The organism is Bradyrhizobium sp., assembly GCF_019242285.1.
Classification (GTDB): Bacteria; Pseudomonadota; Alphaproteobacteria; order Rhizobiales; family Xanthobacteraceae; genus Bradyrhizobium.
Genome location: NZ_JAFAVV010000494.1, coordinates 1 through 2,174, shown reverse-complemented (window position 1 = coordinate 2,174; position 2,174 = coordinate 1). Strand labels below are relative to the sequence as shown.

Genomic DNA, 2,174 nt, shown 5'->3' with positions numbered 1-2,174 from the left:
ATGGAGGACGGCGCCATGCTTTCGGCACTCCGCCACCAGGAAGCCGATCATGGCGCCGTAGCCCTCGGCGATGCGCGCCTGCGAGGCACGGCCGCTATTCATCCACTCGTCGCGCAGCGCCAGCATGCTCGCCCGCGCCGGGTCCGCCGCATCATAGCCCTCCACCATCCGCACGATGGAACGGCGCAGCCGGTCATATTCGGGCGCGGCGAAATGCTGTTGCAGGAATTCCGTGACGGTCATGTCGGACTGCAATTCCGCCAGCACCTGGTGCAGACGCTCGGCATGGATATCGGTCGGCTCGTCCTGCGAGAAAGCGCCGTCCCGCACATTCCAGCGCGCGCCGGCGACCGGCTGCAACGACAGCCCCGCCTCCTGCACCAGGCCGCGCGTGATCGGCGCCTCGCCATGGACGAACTCGGCACCGGCTTCCGCCTCGTAGCCGAACTCCTTGACGTCGAGCGGATGGATGCGGCCGCCGCAGCGATCGCGCGCTTCCAGGATCGTCACCTTCCGGCCGGCTTGGGCGAGCTCGCGGGCGGCCATCAAGCCAGCCGCACCGGCGCCGATGATGACGATATGCTCTGGCCGTGGGCGGATCACGTGGCGTCGGGACCCGCGTTCTCGATCCGGTAGCGCAGCAGCAGCGCGCCACCTTCCAGCGGCCGGCTCTCCTCGAGCGTCATTGCGGCGATGGGCGGACGCTGGTCCGCCTCGGCTTCCGTGGAGTCGAACACGCTCGGCGCGCCTTTCGTGCCGTCGATCGCGGGACAGAGTATCAGGTTCAGCTCATCGACCAGCCCGGCGCGCAGGAAGGCGCCGTTGGCGCCGCCGCCGCCCTCCAGCAGCAGACGCGTCACGCCGAGCTCGCGATGCAGGACTTCCAGCACCAGCGCGAGGTCGAGCTGCGCCTTTCCGGCGAACACATAGGAGACGCCCTCGCCGCGCAGTCCCGCCAGATGCGCATCGGAGACCGCCTCAGTGAGCACCACCACGATCGGATCGCCGCCGATGTCGGAACGGCCCCAGCCGATCTTGCCGTGGGCGTCGAGTACGACGCCATAGGCCTCGGCATCGCGCCGCGCGAACCAGGGCTCTCGCGGAAAGGATTCCGTCGTCGACGCAGGATAGGCCTTGCCCCTGGCGAATTCCTGTCCGGTGGTGCGGCCGACCAGCCAGGCTTCGCCGGCGAGCTCGTCATGCACCTGCTCGAACAGATTCCCCGCCGCTCCCCTGGGGCGCCAGCGACTCGGCAGCGTCCGGCCGTCGATGCTGCTGGCCATCAGGCAGATCACGCGTGGCTTCATGCGAACCTCTGAGGCGAGTGAGCATTTATAGATGTGTAGGGTGGGCCAAGCGCGATCCTTGCGCCGAAGCTTGCCACACGAAGACAGAAGCGTGCCCACCATTCCGAGAGATGGTGGGCACGGCGCTTCCCCCTTCGCTCTGCGAGCTTCGGCGGACGCGTCGCGCCTTCCACCCTACCAATTCGTGCCGGGCAGCGCAGCTCAGCCATACTTGCCGTGGCAGTGCTTGTACTTCTTGCCGCTGCCGCACGGGCAATCCTCGTTGCGGCCGACCTTGCCCCAGCTCGACGGATTCTTCGGATCGCGCGCAGCCTGCGCCTGACCCTGCTGCGGCACCAGCGAAGCGCTGGCGAAGGCCATCTCGTCCTCGCCGGTGCTGGGGTTGAGCTTGTGCGCCTCCATCGCCGGCAACACGGGCGCCGGTTCCTCCGGCGGCACGATCTCGACCCGCATCAACTGCGCGGTGACCGCCTCACGCAGATGCGCGACCATGGTCTCGAACAGGCTGAAGGCCTCCGACTTGTATTCCTGCAACGGATCGCGCTGGCCGTAGCCGCGCAGGCCGATCACCTGGCGCAGATGGTCGAGCATGATCAGGTGCTCGCGCCAGAGATGGTCCAGCGTCTGCAACAGGATGGTCTTCTCGACGTAGCGCATCACGTCGGGACCCCATTGCGCGACCTTGGCCGCCATGTGCTCGTCGACGTGCTTCTCGATGCGGTTGAGCAGCTCCTCGTCGGCGATGCCTTCTTCCTTGGCCCATTCGTCGACCGGCAGGTCGATATCGAGCACGCGCGCCAGCTCTTCTTTCAGGCCGGCGACATCCCACTGCTCGGCATAGGCATGCTCGGGCACGTGCTTGGCGAC

General features: G+C 67.4%; 3 protein-coding genes. All 3 read right to left on the bottom strand.

Translation table 11 applies throughout. From position 1 onward, the window contains the following. Nucleotides 1-600: FAD-dependent oxidoreductase (locus JOY90_RS19555; protein WP_291692752.1), on the bottom strand; the 600-nt coding region annotated here is incomplete at its 3' end. Next, nucleotides 600-1,307: a dihydrofolate reductase family protein gene (locus tag JOY90_RS19550; RefSeq protein ID WP_291692751.1), complete on the bottom strand. Its 708-nt coding sequence runs from the start codon at nt 1,305-1,307 to the stop codon at nt 600-602. The genes JOY90_RS19555 and JOY90_RS19550, both read right to left, overlap by 1 nt. Before the next feature lie 201 nt (nt 1,308-1,508). Then, the coding region (locus JOY90_RS19545) for an SEC-C metal-binding domain-containing protein (RefSeq protein ID WP_291692750.1) at nt 1,509-2,174 on the bottom strand (666 nt) is incomplete at its 5' end.

What these genes read in the sequence shown, in the direction of transcription:
- JOY90_RS19550 (WP_291692751.1), bottom strand. Translation starts at nt 1,307, where the DNA reads ATGAAGCCACGCGTGATCTGCCTGATGGCCAGCAGCATCGACGGCCGG.